This is a genomic window from Bacteroides muris (ex Fokt et al. 2023) (assembly GCF_024704895.1).
Classification (GTDB): Bacteria; Bacteroidota; Bacteroidia; order Bacteroidales; family Bacteroidaceae; genus Bacteroides; species Bacteroides muris.
This window is the reverse complement of sequence record NZ_JAMZEE010000047.1, coordinates 1-24790: the sequence shown is the minus strand read 5'-3', so window position 1 is coordinate 24790 and position 24790 is coordinate 1. Positions and strand designations below refer to the sequence as shown.

Here is a 24790-nt window from a genome sequence, read left to right as displayed (position 1 = left end):
TTTATATTCTCAATCATTATTGATTGACAGTTTCGTCATCGTAGGCATCGCGGATGCAACGAACCGAAGTGCCATTAGAATTAGACTTATCATTTTGTACAGCCTCGCTGGCACTCCAATAAGCTCCAGCATTTAGCAGGTAATCAATTGCGTCGGCACTCTGATTTGCAGTTCCTTGATATTTCATAATAATTTTCAATTCCGCATTTGTTGGCAAACGCCAATCATCAAGAACGACCTTATTACCGTTCTTATCCTTGTAAACTTCCACATAGCGGGCACAATGCTCTCTTACGACATCTAAGGCATAGTCTCCTGTAAGGTCTATACCACCCCAGCTCGTATTTACAAATCCCAAACGAGAAGCAATCATAAATGAAGGCGATACTAACCGGGCATTATCCAGTCCAGAATCGGTATATCCTTCTTCTGTCAAACGTGGTCTTCCAAGTGTATAATCATCCGAAGTAGCCATTATTCGGACATGATACATTCTGGCATTTCCATTAGATTCAGCACTAGACGTAGAAAGGGTATTATTCCACCTCCCCCAAGTGTAGTAATCTATCCTAGAACTCCCGTCTGCATTTGTTCTCGTTACCACTTTAGAACGCCAAAAACCACTGCTAGACGTATTATAAGTATACTGCCCACTCGAATAGGATATTCCTACAATTCCATCCCCTTTATATTCATACGTAGTCGGTTGAGCATCAGTTTTCTTAAAGTCATCCCGATACGAATACCACCCTTGTATATTCGTGATATACTCCAACGGATACTGTGCCACCGTAACCTCACGGGAAATTGTAGGATTGTCCTTATGAGAAACTTTTAACTTGATGTATCGTATCGCATTATTGGTAGGCACCGGACTATGCACAGCGATATTACCCGAAAGCCCTTCTGCAGGAGTAGCACTGATTTGATCTCTTATAGCACCAGTTACATTAGTTTCTTGCCCGAACTTATCAATATAATAGGCCCCGGTCACCTCCGCCTCTACCGGCATCGACGACGAGAAATGCAAGGTCGTATTGTCACTCTCCATATTGTACATCGCCATCTCCTCCTCATTGACGTAGAGGAAAATCGGACGTTCGCTTTCACCTCCCACATTGACAGTTTTATCTTCCCACTCTACTACGGAATAGTCCACATCCTGCAATGTTTCCGGTTCCGAAGGATCTTGCGCTCCGGGTGCGTTTACCGTAGCCGTCACATAATAACAGGTATTTCGTTCCAGCTTTTTATCCTTGCTGACCGGAATCTGATAGTAAGAATCCATCACCTCTCCAAACTCTTGCGTGCCATCATTCTGTTTAGCCGCCAACGGAATATTTACAATCAGGCGTACTTCGTTCTCCAATTGGCTCTTGTCATTCCAATCGTGAGCGTAGGCATAGGCAGTGACGACAATCTTTTTAGGAGCAGCTTCCAAATCCCATTTGAAATAATCGCTCGGAGCAGCCGGAAGTGTGGACATCAACTCAGCTTCGCCATCCACACCCGACAAGACGGAAGTGGTATAAGGCATGTTGCGGAGATAATAGACCGCCCCAGCCGTTGCTGGGTCCTCCGTAAACCGGACTTCCTCTCCCTGCGTTATCACGACCACGATTTTTGCCGCTGCCCTGCGCAGGGTGGATTCCAATAAAGTATCTTCCGTCTGGCCGGCCCGGTTCAATACCACATTATCGCCCGCACTGCCTTTCAGGCGGGCAATGCCGTCCATCAAGAAAGCTTCGGGAGCGTTGTTGCCCAGACCGGTAACGTGAATGTCCCTGCTCTGTTGCGTCAAGGACTTCAATCCGGCCAGGTCGGCAACCGCCGCAAAATCCTCTTCGGGCAAAACACTGTTGGCAACCAGGTAAACCCGGTATGCCTCACCGGCTGTAAACTGTTCACGCTTTGCCGACAAGGCAAGCGTGCCCGTTTTTCCATCCATGGCGGGCGATATACGTTCGTGGTGCACGCGCTTCTCGTCTGCACCGAAAATCAGCACGTCCACATGGGCCACCTTCACTTCGGCACCCGTAGCCTCGACGGCACGGCTCAACGGCAATGTGGCCGATGCAATGTTCAGCACGATGCGGTTACCGTCCGCAACTTCCGGTTTTGAAGGAAAAATCTCGTTCTCGTTGCTACAGGCGCCAAGGAAAAGTGACGCCACGCAACCTATAATCACACTATATACTACTGTCCGTTTCATGGTTCATAGCTTATGGTTGTACCTGTTTAATCTTTATCAACTCGGGCATATCACTGCCTTCCCACTTCAAATTCTCTCCGGAACCGCCAATCAGCAACAACATCGACTGGGTATCCCACTTGGGTATACAAGAGATGCCAAGCGCCGTTTCCACTCCTTCATTCCCAGGCTTCAAAGCTTTTACCCTGATTTGATACGGGGCTGGAGAAATAGAGTACGGGGCTTCAACCAACGTTCCGCCTTGCAGCACTTCCACCCGGAAATCGGCTTCGGTGCCACCCACCAGCGTAGGTGTCCATTCCTGTCCCACGGGGCCGGTTATATAGAACTCGAAAGAGTAAGTTCCGGCATCCGATGCCGGATCGGGATTGTAGTAAACAGTGGGCTGCGGATATAGGTCTCCTTCAGAGGATGAGCCGTTGAACGGAGTCATCTGCCTGTATTGCGGATAGGCAAATTCAAGTTCATACGTGCCGCCTTCGTCCCAATCGGCCACTGTTATCTCTACCTGTATCCCGCTTGTCTTCAATACGGCTTTCACCTGATAGACCTTGCCTGCATCAAGAACCATGTTACCGGTAGCATCTGGATTGGGAATCGAGGCAGAATAAGTTCTCTCCACTCCGTTGACGAGTGTGGTGACGGCAAGCCTCGGAGCATGTTCGGAGTTCTGAGGCCGGGAAGTACGGTAGGTATAGAAGCGTCCGTGCAGATGGGTGTCGTCACTCCAAGACATATTGCCGTCATCTTCGGCTGCCGACTTGTCTTCGGGATATTCACGGACACTATCGTAAACAACAGGAGACGGAAGAGTGATGTCTCCCTCTTCGCTATATGTCAGCGTGGTATTCTTCACACCACCCGTAAACGCCACTTTGGTGGTTTGCACGTCTTCATCCCAGCCCTCTTCTTTGAAGACAAAGACATCGACTCGCGCTGCCAGGCGGTGCAAGGTGACTTCCGCTTCCAGATGTTCGTCTTTCGCCGCGTCTTCACTGAATGCAGGCAGCGCCGCTTCTCCCACCATCAATATGTTTGTCGACTTCAACTCCACATTGCCTTCGGCATTCGCCACGAGTTTCTGCACGTCTGCCTTGTTCAGGCTTGCCACCAGCGCCTCATCCAAATCCGGATAATCGGCATAGTTTCCTATGACAAACAAGTTCTTTGCCAGCAGGCTGCACGAAAAGGCGGTGGTAGTATAAGAATTGACACCCTCCTCACCTACCGAAAACTTGTGCAAGGCCAGGGATTTCCCGTTCGCGTCGAACACGTAGACGGCCAGACTGGAGAAGTGGTCGTCTTTGTCGCGTATCAGCGGGTCATTGTCTCCGGGGGCACGTGTGCCCGCCCGGAGTTTTATCATTATCTCGTCCCGGTTGTCACCCATCGCATTGTCTTCCTTGATGCAAGACGCCAGCATGCCCAGCATGGCGAGGAGCATCAGGAAGAGTGACATGGAATTACTTCTTGTTCTGTGACTCATGATTCTATATATCGTTTGGTTATCGTTTACAGTTCCGGTTTGATGTCTACCGGCACCCATCCGTTGATGGTAATGCCGATTGCACCATCTTCTCCTTCTCCACCGGTTCCGCGTCGGAGCACGACGTGGTAGACGTCTTCGCGGTCTAGTTCTTCCTGCGTGACGTATTGTCCTGTGGCACGCAAGTTTTCTATCAGGTCGATGTCATAGACAGATTTTCCGGCACGGTCTTTTATCACCAACCGCAGCGGTTGGCCTGCCATGAGGCGGAGCAAGTCTATTTCAACTTCCATTTTTCCGGTGGCAGTGTGTGCCTTGTGAGGCTGGTAGATAAGGGAGGCGCATTTCTTGCCAAGCCGGTTGTCGGCACGGTAGCGGCCGTTCGCTCCCTTGCAATAAATTTCGTAGGGCAGTTCTCCTCCTTTGGAGGCAGTCTCCCGTATGCTTTCGTCTTCTATGGTGACGATGAGCAAGTTGGTGTTTTTCGTCAGTTCCACGGTAGTGGCTGTTTCCGGCTGGAACACGGATGTGACATCCGCCTTTCCATGATAGAGGGCGTCAAGCTTCTGCAACGTGAGCCCTTCCTCTTCGGCAGACAGCATGAAGTTGTCGATGTGCGTAACCCCTTTCTTCAACCCGCTATGAAATGCCGTTTCATCCGTGTCGGTCTCGCCAAGCCGATAGGAGTCGAGCAATCCGCCCCAAGTGACGGCAGTGTAGTTGCCCGCAGGTAGCGGTAGGAGCATCTGCCAGCTGTTTGTCAAATGGCTGCCTGCGTCGGAATAGGTTCCGTAGTACATGCCTTGTTCGTCGAAGACGTATACGGTGACCTTGCCCACTTCTTCTCCAAAAAGATTGGCATGTTCTGTGTTCAGCGAGTAGTCATACTTCAGCAGTGCTCCGGGGTTACATTCGGAGCGGTCTTCCTTGATGCAGCCCGAAAGGCCGGCAAGCAGGAACAGTGCCGGAAGCATCTTTGTAAATGAATATTTCATCGCAAGTGGTTTATCTATGAATGTATGAATACATTAAAAATACAAAAAACAACAGGAGGAATGAGGATGCCCCCTCTCCCGGAAAGGCATCCTCATCTCCGAAGATTAATTCTTACTGAAATCAGGACTGATAGATACCGGTACCCATGCGGCAACTTCAATTATTGCACTAACGGTTTTAGTCCCTTCGTAAGGAACGTCTGTCAGGTTAGAAGCATCGAATGTAAGGAGTTCAATCCGATAGACATGACCTCTTTTCACCTCCGTCAGCCGAGCATTCGCCTGCCCAACTCCTTCAACCGCTTCATTCAGTTTATAATTTTGAACAGTGAGGTACTTTTCTTGAGTGTTTCCATTAGCATATGTCACATCCAATTTCAAGACAAGGTGAGGAACAGAACCGGGAAGTACCTGATAGCCCCACCAATTTGTCTCTTCCTTAGGCATAACCGACCAGATTCCCGCATTGCCTTTAGCGGATGAAACCTCCGCGGCTGTCGGTTCGTCACACATGAAAGCGTAATTACGTTCAGCATTCGTTCCTTCATAGTTATAAGGAATTTTCGCATAGAATGCCTTGGTATATTTTTCCTTATCATTTTCGTTAGAAACCTGTGCAATACCATCATTCTCTCCATTCAATCTTCCCCACGGGCAAAAACGATTGAGATAGATACCCTTCACGTTAAAGGATGCAATTTCGACACCACCCCAATTCGCGGGTGCGGCAAGTGCTCTCAGTTCTTTCAGTTCAATACGAGCAGGAACCGGTGTCAAAGTCGCATTCGCAGTTGCCACGCCATCTTGTGTGGAGCTTATTTTACCGGTTTCCATACTGGTCAGTGTGGAATGCTCACCGGAGAAATTCTCGAATTCAAATTCATCATTAGCATTCAAGCCACTTTGTGAGCGCAGAAAGATTACGGATTTCTTGGAATCGGCAATTGAAGTAGTCACTATTTTATTTCCTTTCGGTTGATTGGCAACAATATAAACTTGGGCAGCATATTCCGGCACTCCCTGCAGTTCCAGATTGGCTTCATTTTTTTCCTGCAATTCTTTCACGGCATTCGCAATCGCCTTAGTCTTACTGTAATCAGCATCTCCTTCTACAGTTTCGGGCACTTCCACAAAGTTTCCTTGGGCATTGTAAAAAAAGACCTCCAAATCGGTTATTTTATTATACCGATTGGCAGCTGTTTCACTCAAACTTCTTGTTTTCGCCGCTCCCAGCGAAAGTTTGATAACGGCTTTGTCTTGTTGCTTCCCTGTTCCGGGGATTTCGTCTTCATTACTGCATGCGGTGAAGGCCAGTCCGACCAACCCCAGCATAAAGAGCTTGTTTAACTTCATAACGTTATTAAATTAATTGGTGAATAATCATATCAATAATATCAGGATAACATGTCCTACAGGTTTTGCATGGCGCCCAACACTTGTTTCAGGTTTTCGGCAGCCGTTGCGCTTCCGGCATCCTTGGCACGGCGGAGGCATTCGACCGCCTTGTCATACGCTCCCTGGCGGGCATACGCCACTCCCAAGGCATTCTGCACTTCGGATGCGTCACCGTCAGGAAAGGCCTGAAGCATGCGGATGGCTTCCGCCACATCGCCACGCTTCATTTCCATGAGGGCGGCATTGACCACGGCCGCCACCTTGTCCGGATAGATACGGGCAGCTGTCAGTATCGCCTTGCGATGGCCATCGGTCCCTTCACCGCAAGCATCGGCCACGGCATACATCTCGGCGAGGCTCAGCATTTCGGGACGGGTCTCTATCTGCCGACGGGCCTCTTCGATGTTGAAGTTGCGCACATTGTACTCGATGCGGTATTCGTTGCGGCGCAGGGCAGGATATACCTCGGCCAGCAGACGCCTGTAGGTTTCGGGCGAAAGGAGTTTCCTGATTTGAGCTTCGCAGTAATCGTGCTTGTCGGCATAACGGCCTATAAGCTCCATGACGCGGGTATGCCCGGGCAAATCGGACATGCGGCGCATGGCACTCACGAATCCGTCCCAGTCTTCACCTTTCCACGCCACATGCAACAGTTCGGAAGGGATGTCGTTGCGACGGTGGATATAGTCGACCAGCGCCTTGGCACGGTTTTCAGAGAGAACCAGGTTATGGGCCTCGCTGCCTTCGGGCGAAGCATATCCGACGATGTGAATGCCGGTGATGGTAATGTCAGCGTCGTTCTTCACCAGCTCCACGGAACCGGACACGGCATCAAGCTCGGCACGGTTGTCGCGGAAGTCGGACACAATCTTATAGCTGCCCTGCGGGAACTGCAATCGTGCCACGCGGCTCTCGGCACGCCGTTTCACGGGCTCGGGTTCGGGCATCACGCGGTCTACATGGTAGACGGGCACGAAGGGTGCCAGAGCCTTTTCCGAGTCGGGCAAGGAGCGCACACCGGTAGCCTTCAGGCAGTTGGCGCAGCCGGAGACCTGCTCGCGCAGTTCAATGCGCCCGCCCAGCATCCATGCCTCGAAAGGCAAGGAGGCGCGATAATCGTAGCTCTGCCCGCTGCCATTGTGGCGGCGGATGACGGTCTGCGCACTGCCGTCGTGATAGGGCGGCAAGTCCACACTTCGGAGTTGCCGCGCACGCAGGTAGATGCGATTACGTGTTTTTCCGTCCACCACCACGGGTGGGAAAGCCGTCTCGCGGCTACCGTCGCGGGAGACGAGCACAGGGATGAAGGCCACGGTCTGCTGCGTGGGGAGTTTCAGCCTGCCCAGGTCGAACACCATGGCCAGTGCCACTTCCCGGTTCTGCTTGTCAATCTTCAGGTTGCGAAGATCGACTTCAGAAAGATAACCGGTCTCGTTGTCGGCATTCACCGTCAAGGGGCTAGCGGCCAACATCGCAAGGAGTATGGAGCAATATATGTATTTCATTGTCTTTCCGTTTTGTTATTTAAGTATATATATCAGGGAAACAGCGGCTTTGGTGGGGCCGAAGTAGTGTTTGTCGTTGCTCGACTTGTAGTCACCGCAGGTGGCACACTCGTACTTGTCGTAGTCCGTATAGATGTAACCCAGGCCGACGGAGGCTTCGATGTTCCAGCGCCTGCCCAGTACCCACGAGTAACCGTAAGAGATGCCCGCACCCGTAGCCCATCCCTGGTAGCGGTGGTCTTTGGTAGACTTGTCGCAGAAGGGAATGCGCACACCGCCCACATTGTAGTAGGCATAACCGCTGTGGATGCCGAAGAAATGTCCGTTGAAGCGTTCGCACAACCAATAGCGGAATTCGGGCATCACGAGCCAGTGCTTGATTTTCCTGTTGGTGTCCTTATTGAGCGTCCATGGATTGTAGCCGCCCACAAGCTGGAGGGTGGCGTGGGGATTCAACCCGAACTCGACTCCAAGATTGGGCGTGGAGGAAGCCCAATAGAGCAGATTGGTTTTCACTGCAATGTCTTGTGCATGAATGGTGCCTGCACACCACCAGACGGCAAGAAAAATACCGAGAATTACTTTTTTCATACTTTTGCCTTATCGTTATATTTATTGTCACCGATAGAGATAGAATCGGTAGGCTATTATTTGCTTAATTTCCGCTTGACCTGTGTTTTTCATTTACAGGAGTAGAGGAGTTGTCACTTCGCTCCGTCAGGAGCCAAAGAAGTTAGAAAAACCAAGTAACACTTTGCAAAAATATTCTTTTCTTTTTACATAAACAAGAAAAAAAACATAATTTCATTCAAAAAAATGTCACCCCCTTATCAGACTATCTTCCAGACAACTTCTCAAGGAAAAACAGCATGCGCGACAATACAAATTATATTAACATGTCAAGGTAAACAAGAAAAAAACATAAATTCTCAAAAAAAGCCTCCAATTGCGTCCGTCAGCCTACACACACCGACCTGAAAATAGCATGACTGGCAACCGTTATCAGGAAGTATTGCTACAAAGGGCATCACCCCATAGAGAATAAGCGAAAAGAAACCTATGGAAAAAGACACACATTCTGATAAAAAAGATTATCTTTGCCCTAAAGATGTATATCTTCAAGGTACAGACTTACAGCTTCAACTTGAAGTTTTATATCTTCAGCCTGAATATATACCTTTCTCCATACTCCAGACCTCCTTGCCATCCAGACAAGACCACTTTGAAGCCAAGGGAAAGCATCCTTATCATTAACCGCTGTAGCAGACAGCATTAACAACCTTCGACAGCAATGGCCGAATATCAGATGCAGGAATCGAACCTGCCCAACGAAGAAGGCAAACCGACCTTCTATCCACGCATGAAATTGTGGAACCAAGTAGACTTGGAGTATCTTGCCAACAACATCAACTATGCCAGCACGTTCACCCCGGGCGACATCACGGGGCTGGTGCGCTCGCTCACCCAGGAGATTGCCAGCCAGATGGCGCAAGGCAACTCGGTGAAGGTGGACGGACTGGGCATCTTCACCCCTTCGCTGGGCTTGCGCCCGGGGAAAGAACGCGAGGCCGGAGAGGCGGAGAACCGGAAACGGAACTCGATGAGCATCTGCATAAACAACATCAATTTCCGCGCAGACAAACAGTTCATCGAAGAAACCGGAAGGCGCTGCATACTGTACCGTTCAAAACAGAAGCCTCTGCGTTCCTCGCAACGGTTCACCCCGGAACAGCGGCTGAAGCTGGCGCAGAAGTTCCTGAAAGAGAACCCCTACATGCAGGTGGCCGACTACTGCCGACTGACGGGCCTGCTGCGGGACAGCGCCGCCAAAGAGCTGAGGAAATGGGCCGCACAACCGGAAAACGGCATCGCAACCCACGGAAGGGCACCGCACAAGGTGTACGTCAACGCGGAGTTTTAATTTCAAGGGATTGCTCCCCCGAACGAAAGATTGCTCCCCCGAACGAAAGAGACTGCCACCCCTTGAGGTTTCGATTATTATCGGTATCTTTGCACACCGATAGCAAACGGGATGCCTTGTCAGCCCGCTACCTCGTCAATCCGTCAATTAATAACGAAAACAGATATGGCAAAAGAAAAAATCATCCTTACGGGCGACCGCCCCACAGGACGCCTCCACATAGGACACTATGTAGGCTCATTGAGAAGAAGAGTGGAACTGCAAAACTCCGGCTTGTACGACAAGATTTTCATCTTCATCGCTGACGCACAAGCGCTGACGGACAATATGGAAAATCCGGAAAAGGTGCGCCAGAACGTCATCGAGGTGGCACTGGACTACCTGGCCTGCGGACTGGACCCGACAAAAAGCACCATCTTCATCCAATCCCAGATACCGGAACTCTGCGAACTGACCTTCTACTACATGGACCTGGTGACCGTGAGCCGCCTGCAACGCAACCCTACGGTAAAGACCGAAATCCAGATGCGCAACTTCGAGACAAGCATCCCCGTAGGCTTCTTCACCTACCCCATCAGCCAGGCAGCGGACATCACCGCTTTCCGCGCCACCACCGTGCCCGTGGGCGAAGACCAGGAGCCGATGATTGAACAAGCGCGCGAAATCGTACGTCGCTTCAACCATATATATGGTGAAACGCTGGTAGAACCGGAAATCTTGCTGCCCGACAATGCCGCCTGCCTGCGCCTGCCGGGAACGGACGGCAAGGCCAAGATGAGCAAGAGCCTGGGCAACTGCATTTATCTTTCGGATTCTGCCGACGAGGTGCAGAAGAAGGTGAAAAGCATGTATACCGACCCCGACCATCTGCGTGTGCAAGACCCCGGAAAACTGGAGGGGAATACCGTATTCACTTACCTGGATGCTTTCTGCCGTCCGGAACACTTCGGCCTCTATCTGCCCGAATACCCGAACCTGGACGAACTGAAAGCCCACTATCAACGTGGCGGCCTGGGCGACATGAAGGTGAAGAAGTTCCTCAATGAAATTATGCAGGAGACTCTGGAACCTATCCGCAACCGCCGCAAGGAGTTCGAGAAAGACATCCCCGCCATCTACGAGATGCTGAAGAAAGGTTGTGAAATTGCCAGGGAAACCGCTGCCGCAACTTTGGATGATGTGCGCAAGGCTATGAAGATAAACTACTTTGATGATGCGGAACTGATTGCAGAGCAGGCAAAGAAATTCGGAGGGGAATAGGAAGAAGGGGATGTGCCGAAACACCAAAATATGAAAATCACCCCTGTCACAGATATCTGTAGCAGGGGTGATTTTGTTAAGAAGAGGGTTTTGACACCCTCTTCTTTTTATTTGGAGAAAAGCTTTTCTATCTCGTCTTCCTTGATAGTGACCAATACCGTCCGTCCGTCCGGAGTATAGTTCGGTGAGGGGCATGCAAACAGATTGTCCACAAGATTGGACATCTCTTCGTTGCTCAGCACTTGTCCGTAGACGATGGCCGCTGCACGCGCCAAGGTCGATGCAAGAATCGTCCGCACCTCTTCCTTAACATCATTTCCCTTTTCCATAGCCGTATGTACCATGTTCCGGACCAATTCTATCGGGTTCAGGCCCTCTATGCCCGAAGGTATACCATTTATGGCATAGCTGCCGCCACCCAGCGGGCTCAAATCGAAACCTACTGCCGACAAATCTTCCGATATACTTTCCAGTACGGCAGCTTCCGAAGCCGGCAACCGGATAATCTCCGGAAACAATACCCCCTGCGATACGCCTTGTTTCTGGCGAATCTGGCTCATATAGCGGTCGAACAGTACCCGGACATGCGCACGGTGCTGGTCTATCAGCATCAGACCCGATTTGACGGAAGTCAGAATAAAACGTCCCTTGAACTGGAAGTGTTGCGCTCCTTTCTCTACCGTTGCCTCATTGCCGTAGAAAGAGGCGCTTGCCCCGGAAGAGAGCGTTTCGCGGAAATAAGGAACCTTCTCCTCCTCTTCCGGAGCCATACCGGTAAGCGTATCCTCTGCAAAGGGTTCTTCCTCCATCGGCTCGTTCATCCTGCTGGCTTTTTCCAGACCGGAATAAAGCCCCTCCCACTCCACATCGGGACGCGAATAACCGCTTCCTCCATAGGAAGAAGAGGAAGAGGTCTTGAAGGGATTGAAGTCTGCGTTATAGTGTACCTTCGGAGGCTCTATCGGACGAGTCTGCTCGAATGCAGGAATATCCGGCATATCCTCGGTATCAAAATCGATAGTAGGTATAGCGCTGAACTTGCCTAAAGATTCCTTGACCGCAGCCGACAGAATCTGCCAGATGGCCTGCTCATTCTCGAACTTTATCTCCGTCTTCGTCGGATGGATATTCACATCTATATTGGCAGGGTCTACCTCTAGATAGATAAAGTAGGAGATTTGCTCACCGGCAGGAATCAGTTGCTCATAAGCGTCCATCACGGCTTTATGGAAATAGGGATGACGCATATAGCGCCCGTTCACAAAAAAGTATTGGCGCGCTCCTTTTTTGCGCGATGTTTCCGGCTTGGCAACAAAACCGGAAATCTTTATCATGGTCGTATTGACATCTACGGACAGCAACTGCTGATTCATCTTCTTTCCGAAGATTGCCATGATACGTTGCCGCAAAGGCATTACCGGAAGATTGAACAATTCCGTATCATTGCTATACAGATAGAAGGCCACCTTGGGATGCACCAACGCAATACGCTCGAATTCCGCAAGGATGTTGCTCAACTCCGTAGAGTTGGCTTTCAGGAATTTGCGTCGGGCAGGAATATTGAAGAACAGGTTCTTAATGGAAAAATTACTGCCCTTAGGACAGGAAACGGCTTCCTGGCTCTCGACTTTAGAACCGGCAATCAACAGCCGCGTACCCAGCTCCTCGCCGGCCGGACGTGTTTTCAACTCTACTTCAGCTACCGCAGCTATGGAAGCCAACGCTTCTCCACGGAAGCCCATGGTGCGCAGGGCAAACAAATCGGCAGCCTCGCGTATCTTTGAAGTTGCATGACGTTCAAAAGAAAGGCGGGCATCCGTTTCGGACATGCCCTTCCCGTCATCAATCACCTGGATGCAGGTCTTGCCGGCATCGGTAACCAGCACATGTATTTCTCCGGCTTCGGCATCAATTGCATTCTCCACCAATTCTTTCACAACAGATGCCGGACGCTGAATCACCTCTCCGGCAGCAATCTGATTGGCAACCGAATCGGGCAGCAAATGAATGATATCGCTCATGATAATGTTTAATGATTAGGGATTAATGGTCAGGGATTAATGATTAATCACTAATCCTTGACCATTAATCATTATTATATGATTCCGTTACTGATGGCATACCACAGGTAAATCAGCACAGCTATGACAGCAAGGATTATGCCCAAATGCATCGGCTTACGCCCGCTCTCCTTGCGCCGCCTCAAGTGAGTGGTTCCTTCTATGAATTTGCCTCGTATATCCTCGGGCGAGAATTCTTTTTCCGGCAGCATACCGAGGTCGCGCTTGGCGCTTTCTTCCATCTTCGCCAGCTTTTCTTTCCGCTCATCCACATAAATGTAGGGATGATTGAAGCCACGCGGCTTCCGCATTGCAAACATTCCCATGACACTACTTATTGTTTCGTTTAATATGCATATTTCTTGGCGAAGTTATGGGTTTCCGGTCACTTTTCTTCAACACTTCACCTGCTTTTTTAGCCCTCCACTCGAAGATATCCTCCTTGTTGAGCGGACGGATGTAGTCGAACCAAGCAAAGGAAGGCAACTTGCTCTTATCCGACGGAATCTGGTCCAGAGGATAGGCCGTGCCGGTAGTCTTTCCGACAAAGACACCACGTTCCATCTTTCTCTCCTTCAGATACATTTTCAAAAGCCCGCCCTCGGAATAGTTCATCATAATCAGCGAGCTGTCCTTCTCCTCCACCGGATAATACGCCACCAGTACATTGCCGTTCACCTCTACCAGGCGCATGTCTCCATCTATGAAGAAAGCTTTCATCTCCTTGCCTGATACTTGGTTATAGTGAATACTGTCGTGCTTCTCTACCGTCAAGGCCTGGTTGATGATATGCGCCCAATCGATGGTACTGTCGTTCATGTAGATTTTAATCTCCTCGCCCAGCAACTGCTGTTCTCCATGCCACAGAATAGGGTCGGTGTACATCGTCATGCAAGAATCCTTGGAATTATACACCAACGAATCGCATACGGCCTGCACATCCGTGCGATAAGCACGCACCTTATGATAGGCACGCATTTCGCGGTACATGGAATCGGTATTCATATTGTAAGTAATCAGCCGCAAGGTATCGCCGTGCATGAACAGACTGTCGCCCTGCGAATAGTCTACAGCTACGGCACGCTTGGTGGCTACGGCGCTTCCGGTCAGTTCGTTGTAGAAGCAGTAGTTGCCTGTCAGCATGTTCCGGTTGACCGTATCATTCATCTGCACATTGTCAAAAGCCTCGCCGTATCCCAGTATGCGGTCGTAGAAAAGGCTGTCGCCGGTCAGTTTCTTGCCGTCGTTGGTCAACACGGAACGGTCGAGCAGTTCCGCCTGCTCAGTAGCGGTGTTGTACTCGCCACGTTCGGAATAGATATGGTTCTGGTCGCTCACAATATCGGAGGGACCTAAGATGGTGGCAATCTTGGTGGCCGTACTGTACTTCAAGGTATCCGAAGTCAATACAAACTTCGGATTGACCAGCTTCACGTCGTGGTTGAAGACTGCCAGCTTGGTGGCAGGACTGTATTCTCCCCACTCGGAAGTGAGTACATTATTCTCGTCGGTCAGCGTACCGCCTTCGAAGTAATAGCCCAAATCGTACAGACGGTCATAGTTCAGACTGTCGGTAGTCAGCTCCGTATTGCGGTTTATCATGCGTACATTCTCACGCAACATGGCCAACTGCGACATGCCGTCATAATACAGATAGTCTCCGTAGATAAACAAGGTGTCGCCCTGCTCCATACGCACATTGCCGAATGCTTCCACAGAATTTGTTTTTTCGAATATCAGCGCACTATCACAGAACATGTACATACTGTCATGCTTCATCCTTACCGAGCCGATGAGTACCTGCACGTCAGGACGCAGCTGTTTGTCCGCCTGTGCTTCGTCGGCATACAACAAATCGACACGCGCTTTCTTCTTTTCCGGCTTCTCAGCCTTTCTCTGTTCTATGGAGTCCACTTTCTTCTTGTCAGGTACAGAAGGATTTTTCTTCTTGTCCTGAGCACTCAGCAGACAGATACCAAACAAGCATAGAATACCTACGAGAAGGTATCTATGCTTGTTCAGGAAATGGTTTCTTGTATTCTTCTTTTGCATACAAATCTATGTAAATCCCCTCTGAATCATTCTTTAATCCAGCCCGGATACTTGAACGTACAGTTATTCTTCCAATTATCCTTGATACGGACATACGTGTGCTTCTGCTTCTCACGAATCCACTTGTCCAGCACTTCGCCGCGGCGTTTCTCCAGCACAATCTCTTTCAAGTTCTGATAGTCATCGGCAATGGTGGCCTTGTGTCCCGTCGTACGACTCTTCAGCTTCACAATCACGCACTCTTCCTTTCCGGTCTTTTGCGGAATCATGGTGAAGGCTTCGGAGATTTCGCCCACTTTCATCTTGTCTACCACCTTGGCTATTTCAGGAGGAAGTTCCTGCATTTCAAAACGTGAAGTGGTCGTATTGGGATTCGGCAACAAACCATGGTTGTTACGCGTATCCTTATCCTGCGAAAGCACCGAGGCTGCCTCTTCAAAAGAGAATTTGTTATTGCGGATGTCATCGGCAATGGAGTCCAGACGTGCACAAGCAGCTGTCAGGGCTTCTTCCGGAATATGCGGCTTTAACAGAATGTGGCGTGTTTTAATACGGTCACCGCGTTTCTCTATCAACTGAATGATATGGAAACCATATTCGGACTCTACAATCTTAGAAACTTTGCTGGGGTCCTGCAAGTTGAAAGCCACATTGGCGTAAGCGGGGTCCAGCATACCACGTCCCGAAAACTCAATCTCGCCACCACGCATAGCCGAGCCACGGTCTTCGGAGTACATACGAGCCAACATGGAGAAACTTTCGCCCTTATTGACACGATCGGTATATTCGCGCAAGCGTCTCTTTACTTCCTCTATCTCCTCCAAAGGGACTTTAGGCTGCTGAGTGATAATCTGCACCTCTACCTGGGTAGGGATATAGGGGATGCTGTCTTGCGGCAAATCCTTGAAGTAACGGCGTACCTCAGCCGGGGTTATCTTAATCTCGCCCACCAGTTTCTGCTGCATCTTCTGAACCTTCAATCCCTCACGGGCATTCTCGCGCAACGTTTCACGAATCTGGCTGGAGGTCTTATTGAAATATTCCTCCATCTTCTCGCGCGAACCGATGTTGGCGATGTACACGTTTGTCATATAGTCCACACGCTGGATAACCTCACTTTCGGATACCTCGATACTGTCGAGAGCAGCTTGGTGAAGAAAGAGCTTCTGCACGGCTATCTCCTCCGGTATCGCACAATAAGGGTCACGGTCAAACTGCCGGTTCTCATATAACGCACTCATGCGTGCCTCTTCCACTTCGGACTTTAGTATGGCCTCGTCACCTACTACCCAAACTACCTCGTCAATCACGTTGTCTTGTCCATAAACGGCAGAACCGACCAATAGTGTCAAGGCAAATAAAATTACAAACTTAAAGTTCATGCACTGTTTCATTCTTGGTATCTTATTCTAAATAATATTTAATCTTGTTTCTTTTCACCGCCCGCTGGTACAAATCTTCCTTCATTTGCTTCATGAATTCCACCTGCTTCACGTTCAGCAACATATCTTTCACTTGCCTACGGGCAAACTCGTATGGTTCCTGTTCTCCTATCGGTCGATAGTCGCTCACATTCAGGAAATAATGAAAAGCCGTATCCTGCAGTTCCACCTGACGGTTCTTGTTCAGATAGTCGTTCACATCGGACACCTGCAAAGGCAGCATATCCAATACTTCCGATACCGGTACCCACTTATCATAAAAGTAGTCATACTTCACAGCATTTTGCAAGCTGTACTTTTCCAGATGTTCCACCGCCTCACGGGTTTCCGCCTTATACCAACGGCGAACATCGGCCAATTGAGGAGCCCTCAAAGGAACCTTGATAAACAAGCCTTTCATCAACGGACGTTCTACCTTGAAGAGCGCTTGGTTCTTCTCGTAATATTCGGTCAAGTCTTGTTCTGAAATCTCCTCTGATAGTTGCTGATGTATTAAAGCCTGCTGATAGGTGTGCATTATCAATGCTTTGCGATAATTCTCTACAAGTTTATCAATCTCACCATTATTGGGTATATTGCTTTGCGCCTTATCGTACAACAAAATATCTTCCACCCAATTACGGACATAATGTTCTGCAAACAACAGACTGTCGTCTTTGGACAAACCGACCGGAAGTACCGATTGCAAATCTTCCCGGTAAAGGAAATTACCGTTCAACTCCACCAAAGGTGTCCGCCCTTTATGGTCGTGCTGCTCGTTGCACGCCGCACAGAGAAGGAAAATTAATAGCCCAACGCAGGTTGTTCGCATCACCAACTGATATTTACTTCGTTTTGAGGTACGAAGATAGTGTTTTAATCGGTTGCATCAGTGATTATTAACGGTTTTTAAAACCTCTTGGTCAATTTCAACCTTAGCGGCAGCACGCAACTTTGCCACCCAACGCGTTTCCAAATAGTTGCGATAAGCGTCTGCAAGCAGTCCGCGCACCTCTTGCCAACTGTCCGGTCCCTTCTGCTTGCGACCCTGCACAGCAGTAAAGGGAAATGACAAAACCGGAGTTGCATCCTTCCCTTTGAACACCAAATCATCCACATACGCATTATCACCGGGGGCAAATAGTCCTTGCTCCACCTGCATCTTGGGAGTATCGCCGGCATTGAAAGTGAGACGGATGGCATCCACCCATTCCTCTTCTGGAATCTGTTTCAGAAACTTCCGTACTTGCTTCGCCACTCGCTTGGTAGTACAATGCAGCACAATACCCTTATAACGCGGTTTGTCCCAATGGAAGTCCGAACGGTGCGCCTCAAAATATGCTTTCAATCCCGCTTCATCCGCCACACTCCTTTTTTCCACTTCACGGTCAGTGATTTCGGCAAGTAGCATGCTGTCACGATGTCCTTGCAGCAACTCACAGAATTCGGGATGCTTCAATTCCAGTCGGGAGTTTTCATAGTCCAGAATCGTTTTTACTGTAAAAGCCTCCAACTGCCTGCGTGTCCCCGCCGGATAGGCAGCGGCAAATCCGGCAAACTCTTTTCCACCGTATGCCTTGCCATCCAGTGTAAACAATGCACGGGAAGTGCTTCCTTTGGCCAGCAGTTCGTCGATACCGGCCTTATCCGGCATATAGTGATACTCCTTTTTCAGTTTCTCCACAAAAGCCCGCGTTCCTTTATCCATTCCATGACGACGGGACTGGCAACGGATTATCTCGTCCTTCATATTCTCAAAAGGAAGGACATCCCGCTGTTCGAGTACTTTCACAATATGAATGCCCTGAGGAGTGAGAAACGGACGGGAAATCTCTCCGACATTCAGCCCGAATACAATATCTTCAAACTCCACCGGCATCTGCAGCCAACCCACCCAAAATGCTTTCTTCTCATCGGAATATTGCTCGACACAAGCATCGAAAGACGATGCACCTCCTTCTTCTTTTGCAAGAGTCTTATAGATAGAATCCATCCCGGATTCCATCTCACACAATGTATGACCGGAAATATTCTGGGGAAGATATTTAAAAATATGCTTCACATACACCCGGCCTGCACGCCTGCCGGATTTCATCCTGTCGTAATACTGCCGCGCCGCCTGCTCTGCCGTCTCCTCATCCGTCAGATATGATTTGATCAGACAGCGGCGATAATCGTCCTGTTCCTTCCGAAAGACACGTGAAGTATCCAACCCGGCAACCTCGGCCGCCTCTATTTTCAACCTGAAGTCTATAAACTTGTTTGCATATGCCTCCAAGGACTTCCGGTCTGTGCCGACAGAGAAACTGCTCTTGTTATAGCTACGCTCGAATTCCGAACGGTAAATCTCCTTTCCATTGATACACATCAGCACCGGATTGTCCTGAGCTGAAACAGCCAATCCGAAACCTAGGAAGACAAACACCAAAAGTAATCTGACCATAAGCACCATCCGTTCTTTTTATACGGCTGCAAATATAAACAAAATGCCCGGAAAGCGGCAATCTCTTTCCGGGCATTCACTCTTATTTTGTTATTATCCTATTCAGGACGGCTATAGTTTGGCGCCTCACTGGTTATAGATACATCGTGCGGATGACTTTCGAGTACACCTGCATTAGTAATGCGGGTAAACTTGGCATCGTGCAGTTTCTCTATATTGGCTGCACCGCAATATCCCATACCGGCACGCAGACCGCCAACCAACTGATAAATCACTTCATACAATGTACCTTTATAAGGAACGCGGGCGGCAATACCCTCCGGAACCAATTTCTTCACATCGCTGGTACCACTTTGGAAGTAGCGGTCCTTGGAACCATTTTCCATCGCTTCCAGCGACCCCATACCCCGATAGGACTTGAACTTACGACCGTTGAAAATAATCGTATCGCCCGGAGACTCTTCCGTTCCGGCAACCAGCGAACCAATCATCACGCTGTAACCACCGGCAGCCAACGCCTTCACTACATCGCCCGAGTAGCGCAAACCACCATCGGCAATCAAAGGAACACCTGTACCCTTCAGTGCCTTTGCCACATCATAAACGGCAGACAACTGGGGAACACCCACACCGGCAACCACACGGGTAGTGCAGATGGAACCCGGACCGATGCCTACCTTTACTCCATCAGCACCAGCCTCAACCAATGCCTTTGCAGCTTCACCGGTAGCAATATTACCAACAACAATATCAATATGCGGGAAATGCTCTTTGGCTTCTTTCAACTTTTCAATAACTCCTTTAGAATGTCCGTGAGCTGTATCAATGACAATGGCATCTGCCCCTGCATCCACCAAAGCCCGCATGCGGTCCAAAGTATCATTCGTCACTCCCACTCCAGCAGCAACGCGCAGACGTCCTTTGCTATCCTTGCACGCCATAGGTTTATCCTTGGCCTTGGTAATATCCTTATAGGTAATCAGGCCTACCAATTTATTGTCTTTATCTACTACCGGCAACTTCTCTATTCTATGTTCTTGCAAAATTTGAGAAACAGCCTCCATATCTGTAGTAGGATTGGTAGTAATGATGTTCTCTTTAGTCATCACCTCGTCGATACGCTTATTCATATCTTTCTCAAAACGAAGGTCACGATTGGTAACAATACCAACCAAATATCTTTCATCATCTACCACCGGAATACCACCGATCTTGTATTCAGCCATCAAAGCCAATGCATCAGCTACCGTAGAACCTCTCTTGATAGTCACCGGGTCATAAATCATACCGTTTTCAGCCCGCTTCACAATAGCTACCTGACGTGCCTGCTCCTCAATGGACATATTCTTATGAATAACTCCGATACCACCTTCGCGGGCAATGGCAATAGCCATCTTCGCTTCGGTAACCGTATCCATGGCAGCAGTTACAAACGGGATTTTCAACTCAATGTTTCGTGAAAACTTAGTCGAGAGTTCGACTGTTTTAGGCAAGACTTCGGAATAAGCAGGGACTAACAATACGTCGTCATAAGTTAATCCATCCATTACAATCTTATCAGCAATAAATGACATAGGACTATGCGTTTAAAATTTATTGCGTGCAAATATACGGTTTTTATTCCATTCCGTATACTTGCACGCAATATTTTTTTCTTTTTTATCAACTCAAACCTATCAGTTTGCCATCTCTGAAATAAACTTGATACGCACTAAACGTACTTCTTCTTCCGTAAACTCATCACCCAATTCATCCAGAGCATCGTCAATCTTATCAGTAGTAGATTCCTTGAAATAATCATAGATATCCAGCAAATGGTCTTCATCCATAATATCCTCCAAGAAATAGTCGATATTCAATTTCGTTCCAGAGTAGACAATAGCTTCTATCTCATCCAGCAACTCTTCGAACTCAATGCCTTTCGACACAGCAATGTCATCCAACGCCACCTTACGGTCAATGGCCTGAATGATGGCCACCTTCATTTTTGACTTATTGGCCACTGTACGCACACGCAAGTCCTCGGGACGTTCAATCTCATTCTCCTCACAGTGCCGCTTAATGAGTTTACAGAATTCCTCGCCATAGCGTTTTGCCTTTCCGGCTCCTACACCCGGTATGTTCTGCAACTCGTCCAAAGTCACCGGATATATGGTCGCCATCGCTTCCAAAGAGGGGTCTTGGAAAATGACATAAGGAGGCACTTCCAACTTCTTGGACAACTTCTTTCGTAAGTCCTTCAGCATGGAGTACAATGCCGGGTCTACCGCACACGCACCGCCTCCACGTGCAGGTGCTTCCTCTTCCACATCCTCAAAGTCATTGTCTTCCACTATCTTGAATGATTTGGGACGTTTGAGGAACTTCTTACCGTCATCCGTCACTTTCAGCAAACCATAGTTTTCGACATCCTTACTCAGGTAACCGGCAATAAGTGCCTGACGAATCACAGCATTCCACGTTTTGTCTTCTTCACCCATGCCAGAGCCAAACACTTCGAGATCTTCGTGCAGATGCGCCTGCACTTCCGAAGTCTCCTTACCTTGTATTATGTCTATAATATAGTCCGCTTTAAAATTTTCTTTCACCGCGAGAATAGCTTCAATCACGGTACACAATAAATCTTGAGCTTCCACTTGTTTTTTCGGATTTAAACAATTGTCACAATTACCACAATTTTCTTCCACATATTCTTCACCGAAGTAATGAAGTAACGCCTTTCGGCGGCATACGGAAGATTCGGCATACGCAGCGGTCTCCAGCAGAAGCTGCTTGCCAATTTCCTGCTCTGCTACAGGTTTGCCTTGCATAAACTTCTCAAGCTTCTGCAAGTCTTTATTGGTATAAAAAGTAATACACTGCCCTTCTCCCCCATCTCTTCCGGCACGTCCGGTCTCCTGGTAATATCCTTCCAGACTTTTGGGTATATCGTAATGAATGACATAGCGCACATCCGGTTTGTCAATCCCCATACCAAAGGCAATGGTAGCTACAATCACATCAATTTTTTCCATCAGGAAATCATCCTGGTTCTGTGTTCGTGTAGCCGAATCCATTCCGGCATGATAGGCACGGGCATTGATTCCGTTTGCCTGCAGGATTTCAGCAAGTTCCTCCACTTTCTTCCGGCTCAGGCAATAGATAATGCCTGACTTTTCGGGATTGTTCTTAATGAACTTGATGATGTCCCGATCTACATTTACTGTTTTAGGACGTACCTCGTAATAGAGATTAGGGCGGTTGAACGATGACTTGAACACCTGCGCATCCACCATACCCAGATTCTTCTGGATGTCATGCTGCACCTTCGGTGTGGCCGTCGCAGTCAACGCTATCAAAGGGGCTTTCCCTATTTCATTGACAATGGGACGGATACGGCGATACTCAGGACGAAAATCATGTCCCCATTCAGAAATACAATGGGCTTCGTCCACGGCATAGAACGAAATCTTCACCGTTTTCAGAAATTCCACATTCTCTTCCTTCGTCAATGATTCCGGAGCTACATACAACAGCTTTGTCTTGCCACTGAGTATGTCGGACCGGACCTGATCTATCGCACTTTTATTTAGGGAAGAATTGATGAAGTGGGCTATCCCATCCTCTTCGCTGAAGTTACGCATCGCATCGACCTGATTCTTCATCAAGGCAATCAGAGGAGAAATCACGATGGCCGTACCCTCCATCAACAAGGACGGCAATTGGTAGCACAAAGATTTTCCACCGCCGGTAGGCATCAACACGAATGTATCATTACCCGCCAACAGATTCTCTATGATTGCTTCCTGATTTCCTTTAAATGTATCGAACCCGAAGTATTTCTTCAGCTGGTCTGTCAAATTAATCTTCTTCCCTGCCATGATTCATTAGGTTGTTGTTTATTGAGTTAACTTTTAATAGTGGTACTCCGCCATGTTTTTACAAAGAACCCTAACAAAGTTATAAACAACTTCTTAAATTTCAAGCATAATCCATCGAATATTTTTCAATAAAAAGCAAAATAGTCGGTTCCCTTCCGTATTACCTTCTGATTATTAAGTACTTTGCAATCGTGCCATATTTGCCTTTTCAAGCTGGTGCTTGGCATAGTCCAACGTCACAACAAAATTTTCCTTCTGTTCTGACGGAATTTCGAACATGGCATCCATCATAATTGTCTCTACAATGGAACGCAAGCCGCGGGCTCCCAACTTATATTCTACCGCTTTATCCACGATATATTCAAATACAGCATCTTCAAAAGTCAGCTTCACATTGTCCATCTCAAACAGTTTGATATATTGCTTGATGATGGAATTCTTCGGTTCCGTAAGAATGGATCGCAACGCCACACGGTCTAACGGATTCAGATAAGTCAGCACCGGAAGGCGGCCGATAATCTCGGGAATCAATCCGAACGACTTCAAATCCTGCGGAGCAATGTACTGCATCATGTTACTCTTATCGATGGCTGCCGTATTGCGCACAGCACTATACCCGACAACGTGTGTATTCAGCCGCTGGGCAATCTTCTTTTCAATACCATCGAAAGCCCCACCGCAAATAAACAGAATATTCTTAGTATTGACCGGAATCATTTTCTGGTCGGGATGCTTGCGCCCACCCTGGGGAGGAACATTCACCACAGAACCTTCCAGCAGCTTCAGCAATCCCTGTTGCACGCCTTCACCACTCACATCACGAGTTATGGAAGGATTATCACCCTTGCGTGCTATTTTGTCTATCTCGTCGATAAACACGATACCTTGCTCTGCCTCAGGTACGTTATAATCCGCCACCTGGAGCAGACGCGTCAAAATGCTTTCAATATCCTCGCCCACATAACCAGCCTCTGTCAGAACTGTTGCATCCACAATAGTAAAAGGAACATGTAGCAATTTGGCGATAGTACGCGCCAATAACGTCTTTCCCGTACCGGTACTGCCCACCATGACGATGTTTGATTTCTCAATCTCCACATCATCACCGCCATCCTTCTGAAGCAGACGTTTGTAATGGTTGTATACCGACACGGACAAAAAACGCTTGGCATCATCCTGACCAATGACATATTGGTCGAGGAACTTCTTTATTTCTATGGGTTTAGGAAGCTCTTTCAGATTCAGCTTCGTGGCACTTGCCTTCTTGCCAGCCCCCAAAGCCTCCTGAGTAATCTCATAAGCCTGGGTGGCGCAACTGTCGCAGATATAGCCATTCATCCCCGTTATGAGAAATCCGACTTCATCTTCGGTGCGACCGCAAAAGCTGCATCTATTTTTATTTTTTCTTGAATCTGCCATATTTATTTTTTAATCAAAACCTCATCTACCATACCATATTCTTTGGCTTCCTGGGCTGTCATCCAGTAGTCACGGTCAGAATCTGCCCATACCTTGTCAAAGGGAGTGTGGGAGTGGTCGGCGATAATGGTATAAAGTTCTTTCTTCAGCTTCTGAATCTCACGTGCCGTGATTTCAATATCCGAAGCTTGCCCTTGAGCACCTCCCATCGGCTGGTGTATCATCACGCGGGAGTGGGTCAATGCAGAGCGTTTGCCTTCGGCACCGGCAACTAGCAATACGGCAGCCATACTTGCAGCCATACCTGTACAGATAGTAGCCACATCACTGCTGATGAACTGCATGGTATCATAAATACCCAGACCGGCATATACCGAACCGCCCGGTGAATTGATATAGATGGAAATATCCTTGCCCGGATCCACCGAATCCAGATAAAGCAACTGAGCCTGCAAAGTATTGGCTGTATAGTCATCAACCTGCGTACCGAGAAATATGATACGGTCCATCATCAGACGCGAAAACACGTCCAACTGCGTTACATTAAGCTGGCGTTCCTCGAGGATATAGGGATTCAAATAGCCGGCTTGTGATTTAATCACATCATCCAACACCAAGCTGTTCATACCAAGATGCTTGGTAGCGTATTTTCTAAAATCATCCATTTCTTTCTATTTTTTAATTTATAATACTTCGTTAAAATTACAGTTAATCCGTTGAAAACAAATGAGTTAGTAAATAATATTTAGTATAATAAGATA

General features: G+C 48.4%; 19 protein-coding genes. 3 read left to right on the top strand and 16 right to left on the bottom strand.

The window, feature by feature from the left end; translation table 11 throughout:
• Positions 1 to 16: 16 nt before the first annotated feature.
• The 6 genes from M1B78_RS15575 to M1B78_RS15550 all read right to left on the bottom strand — a co-directional run bounded on the left by M1B78_RS15575 (position 17) and on the right by M1B78_RS15550 (position 8184).
• The gene (locus tag M1B78_RS15575; RefSeq protein ID WP_257941159.1) at positions 17 to 2212 is read right to left on the bottom strand and encodes a fimbrial protein; all 2196 of its coding nucleotides are present in this window, start codon (positions 2210 to 2212) and stop codon (positions 17 to 19) included.
• Positions 2213 to 2222: 10 nt separating this feature from the next.
• The gene (locus tag M1B78_RS15570) at positions 2223 to 3698 is read right to left on the bottom strand and encodes a fimbrial protein (RefSeq protein ID WP_257941158.1); all 1476 of its coding nucleotides are present in this window, start codon (positions 3696 to 3698) and stop codon (positions 2223 to 2225) included.
• A gap of 26 nt (positions 3699 to 3724) precedes the next feature.
• Entirely contained in the window at positions 3725 to 4693 is a 969-nt protein-coding gene (locus tag M1B78_RS15565) for a FimB/Mfa2 family fimbrial subunit (RefSeq protein ID WP_257941157.1), read from the bottom strand.
• A gap of 105 nt (positions 4694 to 4798) precedes the next feature.
• Positions 4799 to 6046: a fimbrial protein gene (locus tag M1B78_RS15560; protein WP_257930844.1), complete on the bottom strand. Its 1248-nt coding sequence runs from the start codon at positions 6044 to 6046 to the stop codon at positions 4799 to 4801.
• Positions 6047 to 6102: 56 nt separating this feature from the next.
• Positions 6103 to 7593: a DUF3868 domain-containing protein gene (locus tag M1B78_RS15555; protein WP_257941156.1), complete on the bottom strand. Its 1491-nt coding sequence runs from the start codon at positions 7591 to 7593 to the stop codon at positions 6103 to 6105.
• Positions 7594 to 7608: 15 nt separating this feature from the next.
• Complete coding sequence (locus M1B78_RS15550; RefSeq protein ID WP_257941155.1) at positions 7609 to 8184, bottom strand: DUF3575 domain-containing protein; 576 nt, start codon at positions 8182 to 8184, stop codon at positions 7609 to 7611.
• A gap of 468 nt (positions 8185 to 8652) precedes the next feature.
• On the opposite strand from M1B78_RS15550, the gene M1B78_RS15545 reads away from it, so the two are divergent.
• The 3 genes from M1B78_RS15545 to trpS all read left to right on the top strand — a co-directional run bounded on the left by M1B78_RS15545 (position 8653) and on the right by trpS (position 10774).
• Positions 8653 to 8847 (top strand): hypothetical protein, encoded by a 195-nt coding sequence (locus M1B78_RS15545; RefSeq protein ID WP_136011030.1) that lies wholly within the window; start codon positions 8653 to 8655, stop codon positions 8845 to 8847.
• 37 nt (positions 8848 to 8884) lie between these two features.
• A complete protein-coding gene (locus tag M1B78_RS15540; RefSeq protein ID WP_136011031.1) occupies positions 8885 to 9514 on the top strand; it encodes an HU family DNA-binding protein in 630 nt (209 codons plus the stop codon).
• 165 nt (positions 9515 to 9679) lie between these two features.
• On the top strand, positions 9680 to 10774 hold the full coding sequence (gene trpS / locus M1B78_RS15535; RefSeq protein WP_136011032.1) for a tryptophan--tRNA ligase: 1095 nt from the start codon (positions 9680 to 9682) through the stop codon (positions 10772 to 10774).
• Positions 10775 to 10881: 107 nt separating this feature from the next.
• Here the strand turns inward: trpS and mutL are convergent, their stop codons facing one another.
• From mutL to clpP, 10 genes are all read right to left on the bottom strand, one after another.
• Positions 10882 to 12795, bottom strand: coding sequence for a DNA mismatch repair endonuclease MutL (gene mutL / locus M1B78_RS15530; protein WP_136011033.1), 1914 nt, complete (start codon positions 12793 to 12795; stop codon positions 10882 to 10884).
• 74 nt (positions 12796 to 12869) lie between these two features.
• On the bottom strand, positions 12870 to 13160 hold the full coding sequence (locus M1B78_RS15525; RefSeq protein ID WP_257930839.1) for a hypothetical protein: 291 nt from the start codon (positions 13158 to 13160) through the stop codon (positions 12870 to 12872).
• Between the two features lie 4 nt (positions 13161 to 13164).
• Positions 13165 to 14886 (bottom strand): OstA-like protein, encoded by a 1722-nt coding sequence (locus M1B78_RS15520; RefSeq protein WP_136011035.1) that lies wholly within the window; start codon positions 14884 to 14886, stop codon positions 13165 to 13167.
• 26 nt (positions 14887 to 14912) lie between these two features.
• The gene (locus M1B78_RS15515) at positions 14913 to 16280 is read right to left on the bottom strand and encodes a peptidylprolyl isomerase (RefSeq protein WP_176469403.1); all 1368 of its coding nucleotides are present in this window, start codon (positions 16278 to 16280) and stop codon (positions 14913 to 14915) included.
• A 10-nt stretch (positions 16281 to 16290) separates the two neighbouring features.
• The gene (locus tag M1B78_RS15510; protein WP_136011037.1) at positions 16291 to 17139 is read right to left on the bottom strand and encodes a peptidyl-prolyl cis-trans isomerase; all 849 of its coding nucleotides are present in this window, start codon (positions 17137 to 17139) and stop codon (positions 16291 to 16293) included.
• Between the two features lie 57 nt (positions 17140 to 17196).
• Positions 17197 to 18759, bottom strand: a complete 1563-nt coding sequence (locus M1B78_RS15505; protein WP_257941154.1) for a peptidylprolyl isomerase — start codon at positions 18757 to 18759, stop codon at positions 17197 to 17199.
• 89 nt (positions 18760 to 18848) lie between these two features.
• The gene (guaB, locus tag M1B78_RS15500) at positions 18849 to 20324 is read right to left on the bottom strand and encodes an IMP dehydrogenase (protein ID WP_136011039.1); all 1476 of its coding nucleotides are present in this window, start codon (positions 20322 to 20324) and stop codon (positions 18849 to 18851) included.
• Positions 20325 to 20426: 102 nt separating this feature from the next.
• Complete coding sequence (recQ, locus tag M1B78_RS15495) at positions 20427 to 22610, bottom strand: DNA helicase RecQ (RefSeq protein WP_136011040.1); 2184 nt, start codon at positions 22608 to 22610, stop codon at positions 20427 to 20429.
• A gap of 174 nt (positions 22611 to 22784) precedes the next feature.
• Entirely contained in the window at positions 22785 to 24029 is a 1245-nt protein-coding gene (clpX, locus tag M1B78_RS15490; RefSeq protein ID WP_136011041.1) for an ATP-dependent Clp protease ATP-binding subunit ClpX, read from the bottom strand.
• A gap of 2 nt (positions 24030 to 24031) precedes the next feature.
• Entirely contained in the window at positions 24032 to 24694 is a 663-nt protein-coding gene (clpP, locus tag M1B78_RS15485; protein WP_005829555.1) for an ATP-dependent Clp endopeptidase proteolytic subunit ClpP, read from the bottom strand.
• Positions 24695 to 24790 lie beyond the last annotated feature (96 nt).

What these genes read in the sequence shown, in the direction of transcription:
- M1B78_RS15575 (WP_257941159.1), bottom strand. Translation starts at nt 2,212, where the DNA reads ATGAAACGGACAGTAGTATATAGTGTGATTATAGGTTGCGTGGCGTCA.
- M1B78_RS15570 (WP_257941158.1), bottom strand. Translation starts at nt 3,698, where the DNA reads ATGAGTCACAGAACAAGAAGTAATTCCATGTCACTCTTCCTGATGCTC.
- M1B78_RS15565 (WP_257941157.1), bottom strand. Translation starts at nt 4,693, where the DNA reads ATGAAATATTCATTTACAAAGATGCTTCCGGCACTGTTCCTGCTTGCC.
- M1B78_RS15560 (WP_257930844.1), bottom strand. Translation starts at nt 6,046, where the DNA reads ATGAAGTTAAACAAGCTCTTTATGCTGGGGTTGGTCGGACTGGCCTTC.
- M1B78_RS15555 (WP_257941156.1), bottom strand. Translation starts at nt 7,593, where the DNA reads ATGAAATACATATATTGCTCCATACTCCTTGCGATGTTGGCCGCTAGC.
- M1B78_RS15550 (WP_257941155.1), bottom strand. Translation starts at nt 8,184, where the DNA reads ATGAAAAAAGTAATTCTCGGTATTTTTCTTGCCGTCTGGTGGTGTGCA.
- M1B78_RS15545 (WP_136011030.1), top strand. Translation starts at nt 8,653, where the DNA reads ATGGAAAAAGACACACATTCTGATAAAAAAGATTATCTTTGCCCTAAA.
- M1B78_RS15540 (WP_136011031.1), top strand. Translation starts at nt 8,885, where the DNA reads ATGGCCGAATATCAGATGCAGGAATCGAACCTGCCCAACGAAGAAGGC.
- trpS (WP_136011032.1), top strand. Translation starts at nt 9,680, where the DNA reads ATGGCAAAAGAAAAAATCATCCTTACGGGCGACCGCCCCACAGGACGC.
- mutL (WP_136011033.1), bottom strand. Translation starts at nt 12,795, where the DNA reads ATGAGCGATATCATTCATTTGCTGCCCGATTCGGTTGCCAATCAGATT.
- M1B78_RS15525 (WP_257930839.1), bottom strand. Translation starts at nt 13,160, where the DNA reads ATGGGAATGTTTGCAATGCGGAAGCCGCGTGGCTTCAATCATCCCTAC.
- M1B78_RS15520 (WP_136011035.1), bottom strand. Translation starts at nt 14,886, where the DNA reads ATGCAAAAGAAGAATACAAGAAACCATTTCCTGAACAAGCATAGATAC.
- M1B78_RS15515 (WP_176469403.1), bottom strand. Translation starts at nt 16,280, where the DNA reads ATGAAACAGTGCATGAACTTTAAGTTTGTAATTTTATTTGCCTTGACA.
- M1B78_RS15510 (WP_136011037.1), bottom strand. Translation starts at nt 17,139, where the DNA reads ATGCGAACAACCTGCGTTGGGCTATTAATTTTCCTTCTCTGTGCGGCG.
- M1B78_RS15505 (WP_257941154.1), bottom strand. Translation starts at nt 18,759, where the DNA reads ATGGTGCTTATGGTCAGATTACTTTTGGTGTTTGTCTTCCTAGGTTTC.
- guaB (WP_136011039.1), bottom strand. Translation starts at nt 20,324, where the DNA reads ATGTCATTTATTGCTGATAAGATTGTAATGGATGGATTAACTTATGAC.
- recQ (WP_136011040.1), bottom strand. Translation starts at nt 22,610, where the DNA reads ATGGCAGGGAAGAAGATTAATTTGACAGACCAGCTGAAGAAATACTTC.
- clpX (WP_136011041.1), bottom strand. Translation starts at nt 24,029, where the DNA reads ATGGCAGATTCAAGAAAAAATAAAAATAGATGCAGCTTTTGCGGTCGC.
- clpP (WP_005829555.1), bottom strand. Translation starts at nt 24,694, where the DNA reads ATGGATGATTTTAGAAAATACGCTACCAAGCATCTTGGTATGAACAGC.